The organism is Evtepia sp., from assembly GCF_056797215.1.
Genome location: NZ_JBQILM010000003.1, coordinates 1 through 17,404, shown reverse-complemented (window position 1 = coordinate 17,404; position 17,404 = coordinate 1). Strand labels below are relative to the sequence as shown.

Genomic DNA, 17,404 nt, shown 5'->3' with positions numbered 1-17,404 from the left:
AACACGCAATGCTCAGCATCACAGCAGAATGTTTCGATTGGAGAATGTAACATGAAATTCCAAGGGTTGTCACCCCAAGAGGTAGAAGCAAGCCGAAAACAACACGGGAGCAATGCCCTGACCCAGCTCCCCCCGGACCCACTGTGGAAGAAGCTCCTGGAGGGCTTCAAGGACCCTATGATTATGATCCTCCTGGCCGCCCTGGTGATCCAGGTCATTTTGTTCTGCCTGGGGCAGGCAGAGTGGTTTGAGCCAGTGGGCATCCTCGTCGCCATCCTCATTGCCAACGGCGTGGCCGCCGTCAGCGAGAGCAAGCAGGAGGGCAAGGCCTCCGCCTTGAAGGAGGAGGAGGAAGCCAAGGAGATGGTAAAAGTCATCCGCTCCGGCGCCTTGTGTGAAATCCACGTCAGCGACGTGGTGGTGGGGGACCTGGTCTACCTCCAAGCCGGCGATAAACTCCCCGCCGACGGCACCGTGGTGGAGGGGACCCTCTTCGTGGACCAAGCCGCCCTCAACGGCGAGACCGAGGAGGCCGAGAAAATCCCCTTGGAAGAGGGGGCCACTTACGATATTAAGGACCTGCTGAACAAATACTACGCCTATCGCGGCACCGTGGTCTGCGGCGGCGAGGGCTTCTTAGCAGTCAAGGTGGTGGGGGACAAGACCCTCTTTGGGGAACTGGCCCTGGAAGTCCAGGAGGACACCCGGGAGACCCCCCTCCAAGTGAAGCTGGGCAAACTGGCCAAGCAGATTTCCACCTTTGGCTATGTGGGCGCCATCGCCATTGTGGCTGGCATCCTGCTCAAAACCCTGCTCACCGGGGCAATACCCAGCGGAATCTATGCGTGGATCCGGCTGGTGATGGACGCCATCACCGTGGCGGTGACCATCATCGTCTGCGCCGTCCCCGAAGGGCTGCCCATGCTCACCTCCATCCTCCTCTCCTTCCAGAGCCTGCGCATGGCCAAGGACAACGTCCTGGTGCGCAAAATCAACGGCCTGGAAACGGCGGGGAGCCTGAGCCTGCTCTTCAGCGACAAGACCGGCACCATCACCGAGGGCAAGCTCTCTGTGGTGGAGATGTCCACCGGCAACCTAGCCGTGTTCACGGACCTACAGTCCATCGCCCCAGCCCTGGCCGCCGATGTTGTCACCGGCACCGGGGTGAACAACAGCGCCGTGGTGTCCAATGACGCCATCATCGGCGGCAACAGCACAGACCGGGCCCTGATGGCCTTCCTGGTGGAGGCCCAGGCCACCCAGCAGATCAACAAAGAGGAAGTCCTCAGCTTCCACGCCTTTGACTCCAACAAAAAGTCCTCCAGCGTCACCCTCAACCGGGACGGCCAGAGCGTCACCTACATTAAGGGCGCACCGGAGAAGATCATCGAGCGCTGCACCCACTATGTGGACGAGACCGGCGCGGTGAAAGCCCTGGCAGGGCAGGACGCCCTCACCCACTATATCGACACCCAGGCAGGCCGCTCCATGCGCCTGCTGGCGGTGGCAAAGGTGGACGGCCCCTCCGACCAGGGGGACCTGACCTTGGTGTGTGTCATCAGCATCCGGGACAACGTGCGCAAGGAGGCCATTGAGGCCATCAAGGAAGTGCAGAACGCCGGCATCCAGGTGGTCATGGTCACCGGCGACCGGAAGGAAACCGCCGTGGCCATCGCCAAGGAGGCGGGATTGCTCACCAGCGACGGCGACGTGGCCCTCACCTCTGCCGAGCTGGCAGAGAAGAGCGACGAGGAATTGAAGGCCATCCTGCCCCGGCTGCGGGTGGTCTCCCGGGCCCTGCCCACAGACAAGAGCCGCCTGGTGCGGGTGGCCCAGGAATTGGACTACGTGGTGGGTATGACCGGCGACGGCGTCAACGACTCCCCCGCCCTGAAAAAGGCCGACGTGGGCTTTGCCATGGGCAGCGGCACCGAGGTGGCCAAGGAGGCCGGGGACATCACCATTCTGGACGACAACTTCTCCTCCATTGAAAAGGCCATCCTCTACGGCCGGACCATGTTTAAGAGCATCCGCAAGTTCCTGATTTTCCAGCTGACGGTCAACGTATCGGCGGTGCTCACCTGCTTCATTGGGCCCCTGCTGGGGGTGAACGTGGTGCTCACGGTGATCCAGCTGCTGCTGGTGAACCTGGCCATGGATACCCTGGCGGCCATCGCCTTTGGCAGTGAGCCGGCCTTGCGGGAATATATGAAGGACAAGCCCATCCCCCGCACCCAGGGCATCATCACCAAGGAGATGTTCACCCAAGTGCTCATCAGCGCCGCCTATATCACCGTGGCCTGCCTGGGCATCCTCTTCCTCCCCGCCATCCAGAACCTCTTCGGGGACGTGGACATGACCTATCTGAAATCCGCCGTGTTCGCCACCTTCATGATGGCCATCACCTTCAACGGCTTCAACGCCCGGACCAGCCACATCAACCCCTTTGAAAACCTGGGCAGGAACCGGAACTTCCTCCTGGTGATGCTGGCCATCTTCCTGCTGCAATTCGTCTTTGTCACCTTCGGCGGGGACGTACTCAGCGTAGAGGCCCTCACCCCCCAGTCCTGGCTGGTGTGCCTCATCCTGGCCTTCCTGGTGATCCCCATTGACATGGTCCGCAAGGCCCTCACCCACCGGCCGTGACCGGCTCTCCTATGCCCCTTCCATCCCCCAATCAGCTGAAAAGGTGGACCCACTATGCTGCAACGCACCCCGTTGGTACAACTGGATGATTACTTTCTCCCGCTGGGACAGCGCAGTACGCCAGGGGTATACTTCGTCCGGCTCAACGGGTATAACCAGCAGGTCCATCACTTTATCCAGCGCTATTACACAGCCGCCCGGGCCTCCGGGGTAATCCTGGAAGGGAAGCTGCAAAACCCCGACAACAACAACCTGGCCTACTATGGCGAGATCATGGGGATGGAGTTCCAGCTAAACATGGGCTTCCTCCTCACCAGCCTGAAAAAGTGGCTCCCCAGGATGAACGACAGCCAGCGCAACAACGTGGCTGGGGCCATTTACGACACCCTGATGGACTTGAAAAAAAGCGGCAAAACGGACATGATGCTGAAAAACGCCTACATCAAGTTCATGTGCTGGCTCTATTACAAGTTTGAACGCATCGTCAACCACCTGGGGGAAGAGACCCTCCCCAAAATCCTCTACGACGGCAGCATTGGCAGCTACGAATTGCTGTTGATGAACGTGTTGTCCCTGGCTGGCTGCGACATCCTTCTCCTGCAATACCAGGGGGACAGCGCGTACCAAAGGCTGGACCCCCAATCCAAGACCTCCCAGGACTTCACCCTGCCAGACTTCACCCCCTTCCCCCCAGGCTTTTCCCTCAAGCAGCTTCGGCAGGAGATGCAGGAGGCGGCCCAGCGGGAGCGCTTGTATGGGCCTAAGCCCCAGACTGCCAACTGCACCAACGCCTGGATCAGTGGCAAGGTTTTGGAGGATGTCCGCCGGGACTTTCCCTCCCGGGGCTCGGACCCCCAGTTCTTCTACAACTGCTTCTGCCGTATCACCGGGGTGGAGGACAAGCTCACCTATCAAAACGAGCTCTACCAGCTCCAATTGGAGCTGAAAACCACCAAGCGGCGGCTGGTCATCCTCAGCGGGGCCATCCCGCCCCCCACCATGGAGGAAATCGGCGGCATCCGCCGGAGGAACTACCAGGATCTAAACCAGCTGGTGTTGGACCTGTCCTCCAACCTCCAATACAGCGCCAGCCAGGAATTGCAGCGGCTGATGGTCCGGGCTTTCGTTGACCTGCTCTTGGAGGAGGGGCAGCGGGAGCCGGGGAAGCTGAACCGGCTGACCAACCGGGCTGTCTACCTGCTGTGCTGGCTGAAACGCTACCAGCAACAGCTCTTTGGCCAGTGGAAGTTTCCAGAAATCGCCGCGTTCCTCTACCTGGGGGGCTGCAAGAACGAAAACGAAGCCCTGTTCTGCCGCTTCCTGGCCCGGCTGCCGGTGGACGTGCTGGTGTTTCAGCCCGACCGCAACGCAAGCTGCTGTTTGGAGGACCGGCTGCTGTACACAGTAAACCATCCCCTCTCCCTCACCGTCTCCCAATACCCAGAGGAGGACGGAGACCTGCGCTTGGCCACCGCCGCCTACCAGGCGGAACGGGACTTGGACAGCCTGATGTACCAGGACTCCGGCCTCTACCGGAACCAGCAGTACGCCAAGGGCAACGCCGTAACCTTACAGACCATCTATGAGGAAATCGCCATCCTCTGGGACCAGGAGCTGAAATACCGCCCCAACTTCGCCACCGCCCAGGAGGTGGTGACCATGCCGGTGATCTTCTCCAAGGTCTCCGGGGTGAAGGACGGGAATGTCCCCGCCTACTGGGCGGGCATCAAACAGCTGCTCACCCCAGACACCCATTTGATCTCCTCCGTCCCCCACCGCAGCGGCACAGAGCCCAACCCCATCAGGGCCTTTGCCACAGAGTTTTTCAAAAACGGGCGCCTGCAAAAGGGGAAGCTCAAGGCCCATAAGGCCTACCCCTATGGCTTCCTCCGGGAGGCCATGCAGGACCACCTGCTGGACAAGCTCCAACTGCTCATCGAGCAAGCCCTCATCAAGGGGACCTTCGAGAACGGAACGGAGTACACCATTGTCTCCACCGCCCTGAACCTGGACAAGTCCATCCTGCGCCTGGTGCAGAAGTTCGACTTTACCAAGAAAAACCCCAAGCTGGTGTACCTCATCCCCGGGGAGACGGTGCTCTCCCTAGAGGACACCATCCAGGCGGCGTTTTTGAACCTGGTGGGCTTTGACATCCTATTCTTCGTGCCCACAGGGTACCAGTGCGTGGAGCGTTTCTTCAACCGTCCGGTGGTGGAGGAACACCAGATCGGGGACTATCTCTACGACCTGCCCGTCCCGAATTTTGACACGATTTCATCCAATCCACGCCCCTCCTGGCGTGAGAAACTATTCAAGAGAGGTACCTGACATGGGACTTGATTTCACGAAATCCACAACACAGGCCGCCGCCCCCGCCCCGGAGGAATCCATGGAGCTGGCGGTGCAGGAATACGACATCGTGGCCGACCGGCAGCAGATGAACCAGACCTTGGTGAACTCCCAGGAGGTGGACGACCTGGTGAGCACCATTGAAATCGACAACATGGAAACCATCGTCACCTTCGGCGCCCACGCCGCCGAGGAAATCTCCAAGGCCTCCGACGTGGTCCTCAACAGCATGAACATGTCCCAGCTGGATGAGTCCAGCAAGATGCTCAACTCCCTGGCAAAAATCATGTCCAAGTTCGACATCGAGGAGGTCAAAGACAACCCCGGCCTCTTTGGCAAGCTCTTTGGGAACATGCGCCGGCAGCTGGACAAAATCCTCAGCAAGTACCACACCATGGGGGAAGAGGTGGACAAAATTTACGTCCAGCTCAAGCAGTATGAATCGGAAATCAAGCAGTCCAACCGCAAGCTGAACCAGATGTTTGACGCCAATGTGGAGTATTACCACCAGCTGGTGCGCTACATCCTGGCGGGGGAGCAGGGCTGCCGGGAAATCGAGGCCTACATCGCCCAGCGCCAGGCGGACATGGAGGCCAGCGGGGACAATTCCATCCAGTTTGAACTCACCAGCCTGAACCAGGCCCTGATGATGCTGGAACAGCGCACCCAGGACCTGCGCACCGCGGAGAATGTGGCCATGCAGTCCATCCCCATGATTAAGACCATGGAGTTCAGCAACATGAACCTAGTGCGGAAAATCAACTCCGCCTTTATCATCACCCTGCCGGTGTTCAAGCAGGCCTTGGCCCAGGCCATCATGCTCAAGCGCCAGCGCATCCAGGCGGAGTCCATGGCGGCCCTGGACGCCAAAACCAACGAAATGCTCATCAAAAACGCCCGGAATACCGTGGAGCAGTCCAAGATGACCGCCCGCATGGCCTCCGGCAGCTCCATCAAAATCGAGACCTTGGAGACCACCTGGCGCACCATCGTCAACGGCATCGACGAGACCAAGGCCATCCAGGAAAACGCCCGGAAGCAGCGCATCGACGATCAAAAACGTCTGGAATCCATCAAGCAGGAATTCAACCAGATGTATCACATGCCCAACAAAAATTGACCACATCATAAGGAGGACGCAGTATGCCTATCAATCTGACCAAAGGACAAAAAGTAAACCTCAGCAAGGACAACCCCGGCCTGAAGAATATCATGGTGGGCCTGGGCTGGGACGTGAACGCCTTTGACTCCGGGGCGGACTTTGACCTGGACGCCTCCGCCTTCCTGGCCGGGGCCAACGGCAAGTGCCCCATGGACAAGGACTTCATCTTTTACGGCAACCTGGAGCATGAGAGCGGCGCGGTGAAGCACATGGGCGACAACCTCACCGGCGAGGGCGACGGGGACGACGAGCAGATCGAAGTGGACCTGAGCCTGGTGCCCGGGAACATCGAAAAAATCGCCTTTACCGTCACCATCTATGAGGCGGAGTCCCGGCGGCAGAATTTCGGCCAGGTGTCCAACGCCTATATCCATATCATGGACACCGCCACCAACACGGAGCTGCTGCGCTTCGATTTGGGGGAGGACTTCTCCATCGAAACCGCCGTGGTGGTGGGGGAGCTGTATAAGCACAACGGCGAGTGGAAGTTCAACGCCATTGGCAGCGGGTTCCAGGGCGGCCTGGCGGCCCTGTGCGCCCATTATGGCATCGACGCGGAATAAGGAGAGAACACCATGCCTGTAAACCTGACAAAAGGACAAAAAGTGAGCCTCACCAAGGGCAACCCCGGCCTGCGCAATGTGGTCGTCGGCCTGGGCTGGGACGTGAACCAGTTCGACACCGGCGGGGACTTTGACCTGGATGCCTCCGCCTTCCTCCTCAGCGACAGCGGGAAGGTCTCCCGCCAGGAGGATTTCGTATTCTACGGCAACCTGGCCCATCCCTCCGGCAGCGTGGTCCACCAGGGGGACAACCTCACCGGTGTGGGGGACGGGGACGACGAGCAGATCAAAATCGACCTCACCCAGGTGCCGGAGACCATCAGCAAAATCGCCTTTGCCGTGACCATTTACGACGCGGAGGGGCGGCGGCAGAATTTCGGCCAGGTGAACAACGCCTTCATCCGGATCTATGACGAGACCAACGGGGAAGAGCTGCTGCGCTATGACCTGGGGGAGGACTTCTCCATTGAGACCGCCGCCATCTTCGGCGAGCTCTACAAGCACGGCGGCGAGTGGAAATTCAACGCCATCGGCAGCGGCTACCAGGGCGGCCTGGCGGCCATCTGCGCCAGCTATGGCATAGATACAGAATAAAGAGAGGGAGGACACATCCAATGTCTGTGAAGCTACAAAAGGGGCAAAAGGTCAGCCTATCCAAGGAAAACGCCGGGCTCTCCACCGTGGTGGTGGGCCTGGGCTGGGATGAGGTGGAGCAGAAGCGCAAGGGCTTCTTCGCCCCCAAGCCCCAGCCCATCGACTGCGACGCCTTTGCCATCCTGCTGAAAAACGGCAAGCTGGTGGACAACAACGACGTGGTCTACTTCGGCAACCTCACCCACTACACCCAGTCCGTGCGCCACATGGGGGACAACCTCACCGGCGCCGGGGACGGGGACGACGAGCAGATCATCGTCGACCTGAACAGCGTCCCCGGCGAGTATGACCGCATCGTCATCGCGGTGAACATCTACCAGGCCCGGGAGCGCAATCAGCACTTCGGCATGATCCAAAACGCCTTCATCCGCCTGGTGGACGGGCGCAACAACAGCGAGATGTGCATTTACAACCTGACGGAAAACTACTCCAACCAGACAGCCATGCTCTTCGGCGAGGTGTACCGCCACAACGGCGAGTGGAAGTTCAACGCCGTAGGCCAGGGCACCACAGACAACAGCATCGGGGAGTTTGCCCGCCGGTATCTTTAACACGCAGCCTTGGCTTCTGACGCAGCCTGACTTCAAATGGAGGGATCTGGGATCTCTCCATTTGGTCTTTGTTGCGATTTTAACCCTTGCGAGGTGGGTCATATGAACACAGCCATCCGTTACCGGCACAACCCCGGGGCCATCCGCTCCTTGGAGGACTTCCTCCGGGCCCATGGGGGCTATGCGGAGGGCCAGCGGGAGGTCTATTTCCTCCGGGCCCTAGGGGCGCTGCCCAACATGGCCGCTGCCGTCCAGGACATGGACCGCCTGGGGGGCCCCACGTACCTGCGCCTGCCGGAGGCATTGCCCAAGCTCACATCCCCAGAGGACACCGCCTTTTATACCGGGGCCTATGAGGCCTGGCGCGCCGGGGGACCCCTGCGGCTGCATCTAAGCTGCCGGGACCCTCTGTTCCCCCAGGTGCTGGCCCAGGCCACGGAGGACACTTTGGCGCAATACCAACGCGTCAAGGCCGGGGCCTCGGAGACCATTTTGAAAAATTTCGCTGTAAAGCTGTGGCACTGGACAGACAGCTTGCTGGGGGGCCTCCTCTCCCAATGGTCGCCCCAGGGCAGTCTAAAAGTAGTGGCGGAGAACGTCCAGAAGGAACAGCCCTACCTGTTCTTCTACCTGCTCACCCTCCTGGGCTGCGACGTATTACTGCTGAACACCCGGGGGGAAGTCCAGGTGGGGGACGCGCTGAAAAAGCTGTCCGCACCCCTGGCCCTGGGCCCCTATGGGGAACAACCCCTGCCCAGCTTCGCCCCCAGGGTACAGGCGGCCTCCCCTGCCCCCCAGCCAATACATACCCCTCAGCCCAGCCCTGCCAGAGCCACCCCAACCCTCACCATCCCGCCCCATCCCGCCCGGGCAAGGCGGGCAGCCCCCGCCCCGGCGGCATCCTCTGGCCACGGGGCCCAGGAGAAAAGCTTTGAAGCCCTGGCCAATCTGGCCTCCTCCATCGTGATGATCACGGTTCACGGGGACAAGGGCCAGCCCATCGCCACCGGCTCCGGGATCATGATCGGCCGGAAGGGCTTCCTCCTCACCAACTTCCACGTGATTCGGGGCGGGCGCTCCTTCTCCGTGCGCATTGAGGAGGACGAGACGGTGTACCCCACCGACGAGGTCATCAAGTACAACGCCGACCTGGACCTGGCGGTGCTGCGCATCCAGCGGGAGCTGCAGGTCCTGCCCATTTACGACGGGCGGAAAAAGCTGGTGCGGGGACAAAAGGTGGTGGCCATCGGCAGCCCCCTGGGCCTGTTCAACTCTGTGTCCGACGGCATCATCTCCGGCTTCCGCCAGATCAATGACGTGGACATGATCCAGTTCACCGCCCCCATCTCCCACGGGAGCTCCGGCGGGGCGGTACTGAACATGGCCGGGGAGCTCATCGGCATCAGCACCGCGGGCTTCGACCAGGGGCAGAACATCAACCTGGCCGTGGGCTATGAGAACATCCGCCTCTTCGCCCGGGGGTTTTACAGCTCGTGACCACCCTGTTTACCGACCTGGACAATACCCTGCTCTACTCCCACCGCCACAGCACCCCGGAACCCAAGCGCTGGGTGGAACAGTTACAGGGAAAGCCCCAGGGCTTCCTGACGGAATCCACCCACCGCTTCTTTGCCCGGCAGGACTGGCTTTCCGTGGTCCCTGTCACCACCCGCACCCCCGCCCAGTTCGCCCGGCTGGCGGGGATGGTCCAGGGCTTCGGCTGGCGGGACGCCCTGGTGTGCAACGGGGCCATCCTCCTGCGGGATGGGCAGGCAGACCCGGCGTGGCAGGCGGAATCCGAAGCCCGCTCGGCGGCGGAGCAGCCGGCTTTTGACGCCGCATACGCCCTTGCCTGTGCCCTGGCGGGGGCGGAAAATCTGGTGTGCGTCCCCCCCTTCTTATTCTATGTCAAGGCCCAGGAGCCGGAGGCGGTCTTGCACAGCCTCCAAGCCCAGGCAGACACCAGCCAGCTGGTTCTGCTGGGGGACAGGCGAAAGGTCTACTGCTTCCCCCGCAGCCTGGACAAGGGGCAGGCAATCCGGCGCTACCGGGCCCGGTTTGGCCTGGGGGCCTGCATCGCCGCCGGGGACAGCGCCTTTGACCTGCCCATGCTAGAGGCGGCGGACCACTGCTTTTGTCCAGGGGCCATCGCCGGGCAGGTGGCCAACCCAAACAAAACCGTCTGCCGGGACGGCCTATTCTCCAACCTGCTCTGCGCGGGATTGGAGGCCCTGAGAAACGAGGAAACATGCATTGAAAAACCCGCAACAGAAGTTCAGCGTGGGGGCCCTGCTCTACACCCCCGCCCTGAACCCTAACATAGCCGAATCCGTGCTCCAAGGGCGGCTGGGGGGGCCCTACTCCCTGGCCCTGTGCCTAGAGGACACCATCTCCGACGACCTGATGGCGGCGGCGGAGGGGCAGGTGGTGAAGAGCCTACAACAGCTCTGGACTGCCACCCAGAGGCAAGCGCTGACCTTGCCCAAGCTCTTTCTCCGGGTGAAGGAGCCGGAACAGGTGGGGCGGCTGTTTGCCGCCGTGAAAGGCTATCAGAGCATCTTGACCGGCTTCATCTTCCCCAAGTATACCGTCACCAATGCCGCCGCCTACAACCAGGCCCTGGAAGCGGTGAACGGGCAGGCGGAACGCCCCTTGGCCATGATGCCCATTTTGGAGAGCCCGGACATCGTGGACCTCTCCGGCCGTCCGGAACGGCTGTTTGCCATCAAGGAACGCATCGACGCCATGGGGGAGCTGGTGCTCAACGTCCGGGTGGGGGGCAACGACTTCTGCAACCAGTTCTCCGCCCGGCGGCACTACGACGAGACCATCTATGACATCCTGCCTGTGGCCCAGCTTTTGGGGGATATCCTAACCGTGTTCTCCCGGGACTATGTGGTCTCCGGGCCGGTGTGGGAGTTCTTTTCCAGCCACAACGACGAGTGGAAACAGGGGCTGCGCACCGAACTGAAACGGGACCGGCTCAACGGCTTCGTGGGGAAAACGGTGATCCACCCCAAACAGATCCCCGTGGTCAACGAAATGCTCAAGGTCACCAGCAAGGATTTGCAGGACGCCAAAGCCATCCTCAACTGGGACAGCAGCGGCCTGCAAGTGGGAAAAAGCTATGGAGGGGAGCGGATGAACGAGGTCCGAACCAACTACAACTGGGCGCAAAAGACCCTGTTGCTGGCGGAGCTCTACGGCATCGTATAGGACTATGAAACAACAGATTGACGGAAATGACCTGATCCAGGTGGCCAAGCGGGAGAACAACCCCAAGCGCCATTACCTCTATGTGAACCCCCTACAGGGGAAGCACCTCCCCGTCTCCCCCAGCCGGTCCCTGGCCCTCTTTGCCAGCCTGGCGGAGGAGGCCGCCCAGCGCTTTGCCGGGGAACGGCTGCTGGTGGTGGGCTTTGCCGAAACCGCCACCGCCATTGGGGCCGCCCTGGCCTATGGGGCCGGCAATGTGGACTTCTATTGCAGCACCACCCGGGAGGCCCTCCCAGGGGCGGACTACCTCTTCTTCTCCGAGTCCCACAGCCATGCCAGGGAACAGAGGCTGGTGCTGGACCATCTGGCAGAGGTCTTGCCCCAGGTGGACCGGGTGGTGTTCGCCGAGGACGAGGTCACCACGGGGAATACCATCGCCCATTTGATCTCCGTCCTTCAGGGGGCTTTCCCTGCCCTGCCCCTGGGCTTTGGCATCCTCTCCCTGCTCAACAGCATGGAGGAAGCCCGGCTGCAGGCGTGGGAGGCCCAGGGCATCCCTGTGGGCTTCCTCCACCGCATCCCCCAGGCATACCGGGCGGAGGAAATCGCGGGCTATGCCTATCCCTCCTTGGCAGGGGTGGCCCCGGTGTATTCCCCTGCCCCTCTGCCTGTGGTGGAAATTGGCGGACGATGGGAGGCCCGGGTGGCGGGGCCCAGCGGGGACCTGCGGCGGCGCTGTGACGCCTTTGTGGCCCAGGCCCTTTCCCAGCTGACCCTCCCCGCCGGTGCCTCCTCCATCCTTGTGTTGGGAACGGAAGAGTGTATGTTCCCTGGCCTGCTGCTGGGGCAGGCCTTAGAGGAGCAGGACCCCCGCCGGGTGGTGCGCTTCCACGCCACCACCCGCAGCCCCATTGCAATCAGCCCGGACCCCGCCTATCCCCTCCATGCCCGGGACCCCCTGGACAGCGTGTATGAGGCGGGGCGGCGGACCTTCCTCTACAACCTGGCCGCCTATGACCAGGTCCTTCTGGTCACCGACGCGGAAGCCTGCACGAACCAAGGGCTTGCCAGCATCGTGGGGGCGTTGGAGCGCCACGGCAACCAAAACATCAGCTTGATCCAGTGGAGGGCAACATGAGAAGCAGCTATGACCCGGCGGAGGTAGAACTCCTGCTGAAAGACATCACCGGCCTGGTGGAGCCCCTCCCCGCCAGGGTGCGGGAGGAAAAGATTCAGAGCGGCACCCACTACTGTGAGATGCTCCCCCTGGAATACAAGCCCTCCCCCCGCTATATGGAAGCCTACTACCGCGCCCTGGACAGCTATGCCCAGGCCACCGCCGACGCCGTGGCCCTTCTGGCAGAGCGCTTGTACCAGCGCAAGGGGCCCAAGCTGGTGCTGGTCTCCCTGGCCCGGGCGGGCATCCCCATAGGTATCCTGCTGCGGCGGTATCTCCTCGCCACCCATCAAGTGGCGGTGAAGCACTACGCCATCTCCATTATCCGGGGGCGGGGCATCGACCGCAACGCCATGGGCCACATCCTGGCCCATCACGCCCCCAACAGCCTGCAATTCGTAGACGGCTGGACAGGGAAAGGGGCCATTCTGGGGCAGCTCCGGGAGGCCCTGGCAGACTACCCCGCTGTGGACGCCAGCCTGGGGGTGTTGGCAGACCCGGCAAACCTGACGGCGCTGTGTGGGACCCATGAGGATATCCTAATCCCCTCCTCCTGCCTCAACGCCACGGTGACAGGGCTATTGAGCCGGACCTTTTTGCGCGGCGACCTCATCGGCCCCCAGGATTTTCACGGGGCGGCCTATTATGGCGCACTGGCGGAGGAGGATTTGTCCAAGCAATTCCTAGACCGCATTTCAGCATGCTTTGCCCCCAGCCTCCAAGCAGGGGACGCCACCCCCACAGGGCCCAAGGGGATCGAGGTGGTGGAGGCGGTGGCCGCCTGCTACGGCATAGGGGACATCAACCTCATCAAGCCGGGAATCGGGGAGGCCACCCGGGTTCTTCTCCGCCGCCTCCCCTGGAAAATCATCGTAAACCCGGCCTTTGATGGGGGGGACGCCCTGGGGCACCTGCGGCAGTTGGCGGCAGAGAAGCAGGTCCCTTGGGAGCCTAGCCCGGTCCCCTTGGGAAACTACAAGGTCTGCGGGCTCATCAAGACCCTGTCTGATCTGTGAAGGGAAGGGAGCACCATGGAATTTCATGTGCCAAACAGGACCACACCCCCGCTGCGCCGGGAGTCGTTGGCCTCCTTAAATCAAACAACCACCCCGCCCCTGTCCAAGGACACAATCTTGCGCTTGAACAGGGCAGGCCAGGGCGGGCGGCCCCCCGCTGCCCCGCCTCCCCGCCGGGACACGCCCCCCCGGCAGCAGGCTCCGTCCAGGCCATCCCCCTCCCCTGCCCCGGCGGCGGCTCAGAACGCACCACCGCCTGTCGCCCCACCGGCGGTGGCCCCCATGGCTCTCCCGCCTTTGCCCAATCCCCTGGGCAAGGGGCAAAAGACGGCCCTGCCGGTGCAGGCGGGTGGGAAGCTCCGGGTTTGCTTTGGGTGGAACGTCTCAGACCAGCGCTGCGACGTGGACGCCTCCGCCTTTCTGGTGGATGCACGCAGCCAGGTCCCCGGCGACGAGTGGTTCGTCTTTTACGGCCAGACCCAGAGCCCTGACGGCAGCGTCCGCCAGGAACCCAGCGGGCAGGACCGGGCATGCCTCTCGGTGGACCTGGGGCGGCTGGACCCCCAGGTTCAGAAAATTGTATTCGTCCTGACCATCGACCAGGCGTTTTCCAAAAACCTCCACTTCGGGATGCTGAAGGACGCCTACCTGCGGCTGCTGGACGAGAGGGGCCAGGTGCTTTTGAGCTACCAGCCAGAGGAGTATTATCCCACTGTGACCTCCATGACCCTTGGGGAACTGTACCGCCACAAGGGCCAGTGGAAATTCAACCCCGTAGGGAATGGCGTCCACCAGGACCTGGCGGGACAGTGCGCCATTTACGGCGTGGAACTATGCTGATTGGGGAGGAAACCATGCTTACCTTTGAAACTTTGAATGAGCTGACCTTAAAGGTCACCTGCCAGGGCAACGACGTGCTCTTCACCAAGGCCGGGGCCTTCATCGCCGGGGAGAGCCCCCACAAAAACTACCGCTTTGAAAAGGTCCTCCTGGGCCCCCAGGAGAGCTTGGCCCAGGCGGCCCTGGGCTCCCTGATCCGCCGGGTGACGGGGGAAAACCTGCCCCTGATGAAGGTCACCATGAGCGGCGATTCCGTGACCTATTACGCCAACCTGGGGCAGCACGTGGTGATCTACCAGCTGGCCTATGGGGAGACCATCTCTGTGGAGTCGGAAAACATCCTGGCCTTCACCCAGGACTGCGACTACCAGGTCCGCTTTTTGGGCAAGGGCGTCCTGTCCCAGAAGGGGCTGGCCACCTCCACCCTCACGGGGAAGGGGAAAAACGCCTGCGTGGCCATCCTCTCCGACGGCAACCCCCTGGTGCTGAGCAACCAGACCAGCCGGGCCACCCTGGCGGTGGACCCCGACGCGGTAATCTGCTGGATCGGCCAGGGGCATTGCGACCCCCAGATCAAAACGGACCTGAACTGGAAAACCTTCATCGGCCAGGCCTCTGGGGAGTCCTACACCTTTGAGTGGGACGGCGGCCAGCCAGTGACGGTGGTGATCCAGCCCTCGGAACGCTCTGGGGGCATCCGGGTGGCCATGGACTAAACCCACGGGGCAAGTCGTATATTGACAGGGTGGAGACGATACAGTATAATCTAAACAACATATAAAACCATAATAAGGGAGACAGCGGCATGAAACAGTTTTTTGGTATGAGCCAACGCGGAAATTTGGAGGAAGCGGTCCGCGGGCTGCACAGCCCCCAATTTATAATGCTGTTATCAAACGACGCCCAGTTTGAAGCACACGTCCAGGCCCTAGAACGGCTCTTCCCCAACGTCCCCAGCATCGGCTGCATCGGGATGAGCTACCAGACAGGCATTGTGGAAAACGGCGTGGGGGTCATCGCCTTTTCCGACGGGGTCACCGCCGCGGCCAATGTGTTGGAGCACGCCTCCACCATGCCGGTGAAGTACATCCACCGCCTGGAACGGGATATGCAGCAGGTGGGCAGTTCCCGGGAGGACACCGTGTGCATCGACTTTTGCAGCGGCAACGACGCCTGTGTCCTCACCACCATCCATACCGCCCTGCGCAAGCAGGGTATCTCCCTTGTGGGGGGCACCGGCGACCAGGGGCGGGTCTCCGCCAACGGCCGGGTATACCCCGACGCGGTGGCCTATGGCCTGGTGCGCAACCTCCATGGCCGGGTGAAAACCTATAAGGAAAACATCTACCACCAGCTGGGGAACTACCGCTTCATCGCCTCCGGCACCGACCGCTCCAACTACATCCTGGGCTCCCTGAACGGCCGCCCTGCCAAGCAGGTCTATCAGAGCATCCTCCACGTCACCGACCAGGAAATCCTCACCCGCACCTTCCAAAACCCCTTTGGCAAGATCAACGGGAACGACACCTGCATCATCTCCATCAAGGATGTCCAGGGCAATGCCTTGGCCTGCTTCCGGCAGGTGAACGATTCCGACGTGCTCATCCTCCTGGAGCTGGGGGACTACCGGGCCATCACCCAGGACACCATCCGCCAAATCTGCCAGGACTTCCCCCGGCGCTCCGCTGTCTTCTCTGTGAACTGCCTGTTCCGTTACAAGCTCTTCTCCGAACAGGGCTATATGCAGGAATATCTCCGGGAAATGGCGGCCCTGGGCAACCACGCCGGGCTGGTGGGCTATGGGGAACACTACAATGACCGCTTTGTCAACCAGTCCATGACCTGTGTGGTCTTTGAATAAGGGAGGATACACTCATGTTGTTTGCAGAAAAGACCCGGCAGAAGCCGGCCCCCCAGCGAGCCCCAGAAAAAACCGGGCTCTCCCCGGTGCTCCACGTAGCCGACAGCCTGAAGGGCTACCAGAAGGAGCTGGTGGAAAAGGAAGTGGCCTCCCTCTTTGAGCTGAGCCTGGTAAACAGCACCTTTTCCGGGGTGCTCAGCGAGGCAGACCATTTCCAGGAAAAATTGCAGGAGCTGGGCGGCTCCTTCTCCCACATCGACAACACCGCGGAGGGCTTTTCCCAGGTGCGCGGCCAGGTGGCGGAGGCGGTGTCCGACGCCCAGGGGCAGATGGAGGCCCTGACGGCCACCTCCATGAAAATCCAGGCCTCCTATGAGGAGATGGCCGGGATTTTCAGCCAGCTCCAGGATGCCATCCAGGGGATCCAGAAGTGCATGGGGAAAATCGTGTCCATCGCCGACCAGACCAACATCCTGGCCATCAACGCCTCCATTGAGTCCGCCCGGGCCGGGGTGGAGGGGCGGGGCTTCGCCGTGGTGGCGGAGCACGTGAAGCAGCTGGCGGAGGAGATCGTGGTGCTGGCCAAGGAGGTCAACACCGGGGTCAACGACGTGGAGCTCCGGGCCGGAGAGCTCAGCGCCAGCATCAACACCTCCCAGCAGACCCTGGGCCAGGGCGTGGGCATCGTGGCCCAGACGGAGGAGAACTTCCGCCAGATCATCTCGGCGGCTGACGGGGCCACAGACGTGCAGTCGGCCATCTCCGGGGTGATCCAGGACTCCCAAGGGGAGCTGCAAAACATCCTCCAATTCTTCGACCAGATCAAGGACCAGTATCAAGAGGTCATCACCCACATCAAGCGGGCCAGCAACCTGGGGACCACCAAGAGCGCCATGTTCGAGGACATGGACAACATGATCTCCCAGCTGCCGCCGTTGGTGGAGGACGCCCAGGAGGGGCGGTAAACAGAAAAAGCAAAGCCGGGGCTGTGAAGCCCCGGCTTTTTTTCCGGCTTTCGCCTTGCGTGGTTGCTTACTGCTCCTTCTTCTTGGGGTTCAGGCAGGCAACGCCGCTTACCCATCGAATTACAAAAAACTTCCACGCTTTCCTCCCCGCATAGGGGAATGTTCCCCTGCAAATACTAGGCGTGTTCTCAAAAATATACCACAGGAGGTTTTTATAGATGAAAGCAACTGGCATCGTCCGGCGTATCGACGACTTAGGCCGGGTGGTCATCCCCAAGGAAATCCGCCGCACCATGCGGATTCGGGAGGGCGACCCCTTAGAAATCTTCACCAACAGCGACGGCGGCGTGGTGTTCAAAAAATATTCCCTCATGGGTGGCCTGGGGGATTTCTCCTCCCAGCTA

Annotated in this window: 16 protein-coding genes; all 16 read left to right on the top strand. The window is 61.5% G+C overall.

The annotated features are described in order from the left end of the window. Positions 1–51 precede the first annotated feature (51 nt). Entirely contained in the window at positions 52–2,646 is a 2,595-nt protein-coding gene (locus ACTOZL_RS01210) for a calcium-translocating P-type ATPase, PMCA-type (protein WP_482476231.1), read from the top strand. A gap of 54 nt (positions 2,647–2,700) precedes the next feature. Beyond that, on the top strand, positions 2,701–4,974 hold the full coding sequence (locus ACTOZL_RS01205) for a YceG family protein (RefSeq protein WP_482476230.1): 2,274 nt from the start codon (positions 2,701–2,703) through the stop codon (positions 4,972–4,974). Position 4,975: 1 nt separating this feature from the next. Next, positions 4,976–6,115: a toxic anion resistance protein gene (locus ACTOZL_RS01200; protein ID WP_482476229.1), complete on the top strand. Its 1,140-nt coding sequence runs from the start codon at positions 4,976–4,978 to the stop codon at positions 6,113–6,115. 23 nt (positions 6,116–6,138) lie between these two features. Beyond that, complete coding sequence (locus ACTOZL_RS01195) at positions 6,139–6,720, top strand: TerD family protein (protein WP_482476228.1); 582 nt, start codon at positions 6,139–6,141, stop codon at positions 6,718–6,720. A gap of 12 nt (positions 6,721–6,732) precedes the next feature. Further along, positions 6,733–7,314 (top strand): TerD family protein, encoded by a 582-nt coding sequence (locus ACTOZL_RS01190; RefSeq protein WP_482476227.1) that lies wholly within the window; start codon positions 6,733–6,735, stop codon positions 7,312–7,314. 20 nt (positions 7,315–7,334) lie between these two features. Beyond that, positions 7,335–7,925, top strand: coding sequence for a TerD family protein (locus ACTOZL_RS01185; protein WP_482476226.1), 591 nt, complete (start codon positions 7,335–7,337; stop codon positions 7,923–7,925). 102 nt (positions 7,926–8,027) lie between these two features. After that, on the top strand, positions 8,028–9,422 hold the full coding sequence (locus tag ACTOZL_RS01180) for a S1C family serine protease (protein WP_482476225.1): 1,395 nt from the start codon (positions 8,028–8,030) through the stop codon (positions 9,420–9,422). Beyond that, entirely contained in the window at positions 9,419–10,243 is an 825-nt protein-coding gene (locus tag ACTOZL_RS01175; RefSeq protein WP_482476224.1) for an HAD family hydrolase, read from the top strand. The genes ACTOZL_RS01180 and ACTOZL_RS01175 overlap by 4 nt, the downstream gene beginning before the upstream one ends. Next, positions 10,179–11,141 carry an HpcH/HpaI aldolase/citrate lyase family protein gene (locus ACTOZL_RS01170; protein ID WP_482476223.1) on the top strand — a complete coding sequence of 321 codons (963 nt, stop codon included), beginning with the start codon at positions 10,179–10,181 and terminating at the stop codon, positions 11,139–11,141. The genes ACTOZL_RS01175 and ACTOZL_RS01170 overlap by 65 nt, the downstream gene beginning before the upstream one ends. 4 nt (positions 11,142–11,145) lie before the next feature. After that, positions 11,146–12,279, top strand: a complete 1,134-nt coding sequence (locus ACTOZL_RS01165) for a phosphoribosyltransferase domain-containing protein (RefSeq protein ID WP_482476222.1) — start codon at positions 11,146–11,148, stop codon at positions 12,277–12,279. Beyond that, positions 12,276–13,334, top strand: coding sequence for a cysteine protease StiP family protein (locus ACTOZL_RS01160; protein WP_482476221.1), 1,059 nt, complete (start codon positions 12,276–12,278; stop codon positions 13,332–13,334). Before ACTOZL_RS01165 ends, ACTOZL_RS01160 begins: the two co-directional genes overlap by 4 nt. A gap of 15 nt (positions 13,335–13,349) precedes the next feature. Then, a complete protein-coding gene (locus tag ACTOZL_RS01155; RefSeq protein ID WP_482476220.1) occupies positions 13,350–14,174 on the top strand; it encodes a TerD family protein in 825 nt (274 codons plus the stop codon). Between the two features lie 14 nt (positions 14,175–14,188). Continuing rightward, positions 14,189–14,890, top strand: coding sequence for an AIM24 family protein (locus ACTOZL_RS01150; protein WP_482476219.1), 702 nt, complete (start codon positions 14,189–14,191; stop codon positions 14,888–14,890). Between the two features lie 167 nt (positions 14,891–15,057). After that, positions 15,058–16,035 (top strand): FIST N-terminal domain-containing protein, encoded by a 978-nt coding sequence (locus tag ACTOZL_RS01145; RefSeq protein ID WP_482476218.1) that lies wholly within the window; start codon positions 15,058–15,060, stop codon positions 16,033–16,035. A gap of 14 nt (positions 16,036–16,049) precedes the next feature. Further along, complete coding sequence (locus ACTOZL_RS01140; protein WP_482476217.1) at positions 16,050–17,000, top strand: methyl-accepting chemotaxis protein; 951 nt, start codon at positions 16,050–16,052, stop codon at positions 16,998–17,000. Between the two features lie 218 nt (positions 17,001–17,218). Continuing rightward, positions 17,219–17,404 (top strand): AbrB/MazE/SpoVT family DNA-binding domain-containing protein (locus ACTOZL_RS01135; protein WP_482476215.1); only part of this gene is annotated, 186 nt, incomplete at its 3' end.

Excerpts from the sequence above, each read along its gene's own strand:
- ACTOZL_RS01210 (WP_482476231.1), top strand. The coding sequence starts at position 52 with ATGAAATTCCAAGGGTTGTCACCCCAAGAGGTAGAAGCAAGCCGAAAA.
- ACTOZL_RS01140 (WP_482476217.1), top strand. The coding sequence starts at position 16,050 with ATGTTGTTTGCAGAAAAGACCCGGCAGAAGCCGGCCCCCCAGCGAGCC.
- ACTOZL_RS01185 (WP_482476226.1), top strand. The coding sequence starts at position 7,335 with ATGTCTGTGAAGCTACAAAAGGGGCAAAAGGTCAGCCTATCCAAGGAA.
- ACTOZL_RS01205 (WP_482476230.1), top strand. The coding sequence starts at position 2,701 with ATGCTGCAACGCACCCCGTTGGTACAACTGGATGATTACTTTCTCCCG.
- ACTOZL_RS01155 (WP_482476220.1), top strand. The coding sequence starts at position 13,350 with ATGGAATTTCATGTGCCAAACAGGACCACACCCCCGCTGCGCCGGGAG.
- ACTOZL_RS01200 (WP_482476229.1), top strand. The coding sequence starts at position 4,976 with ATGGGACTTGATTTCACGAAATCCACAACACAGGCCGCCGCCCCCGCC.
- ACTOZL_RS01145 (WP_482476218.1), top strand. The coding sequence starts at position 15,058 with ATGCTGTTATCAAACGACGCCCAGTTTGAAGCACACGTCCAGGCCCTA.
- ACTOZL_RS01165 (WP_482476222.1), top strand. The coding sequence starts at position 11,146 with ATGAAACAACAGATTGACGGAAATGACCTGATCCAGGTGGCCAAGCGG.
- ACTOZL_RS01190 (WP_482476227.1), top strand. The coding sequence starts at position 6,733 with ATGCCTGTAAACCTGACAAAAGGACAAAAAGTGAGCCTCACCAAGGGC.
- ACTOZL_RS01160 (WP_482476221.1), top strand. The coding sequence starts at position 12,276 with ATGAGAAGCAGCTATGACCCGGCGGAGGTAGAACTCCTGCTGAAAGAC.
- ACTOZL_RS01195 (WP_482476228.1), top strand. The coding sequence starts at position 6,139 with ATGCCTATCAATCTGACCAAAGGACAAAAAGTAAACCTCAGCAAGGAC.
- ACTOZL_RS01180 (WP_482476225.1), top strand. The coding sequence starts at position 8,028 with ATGAACACAGCCATCCGTTACCGGCACAACCCCGGGGCCATCCGCTCC.
- ACTOZL_RS01150 (WP_482476219.1), top strand. The coding sequence starts at position 14,189 with ATGCTTACCTTTGAAACTTTGAATGAGCTGACCTTAAAGGTCACCTGC.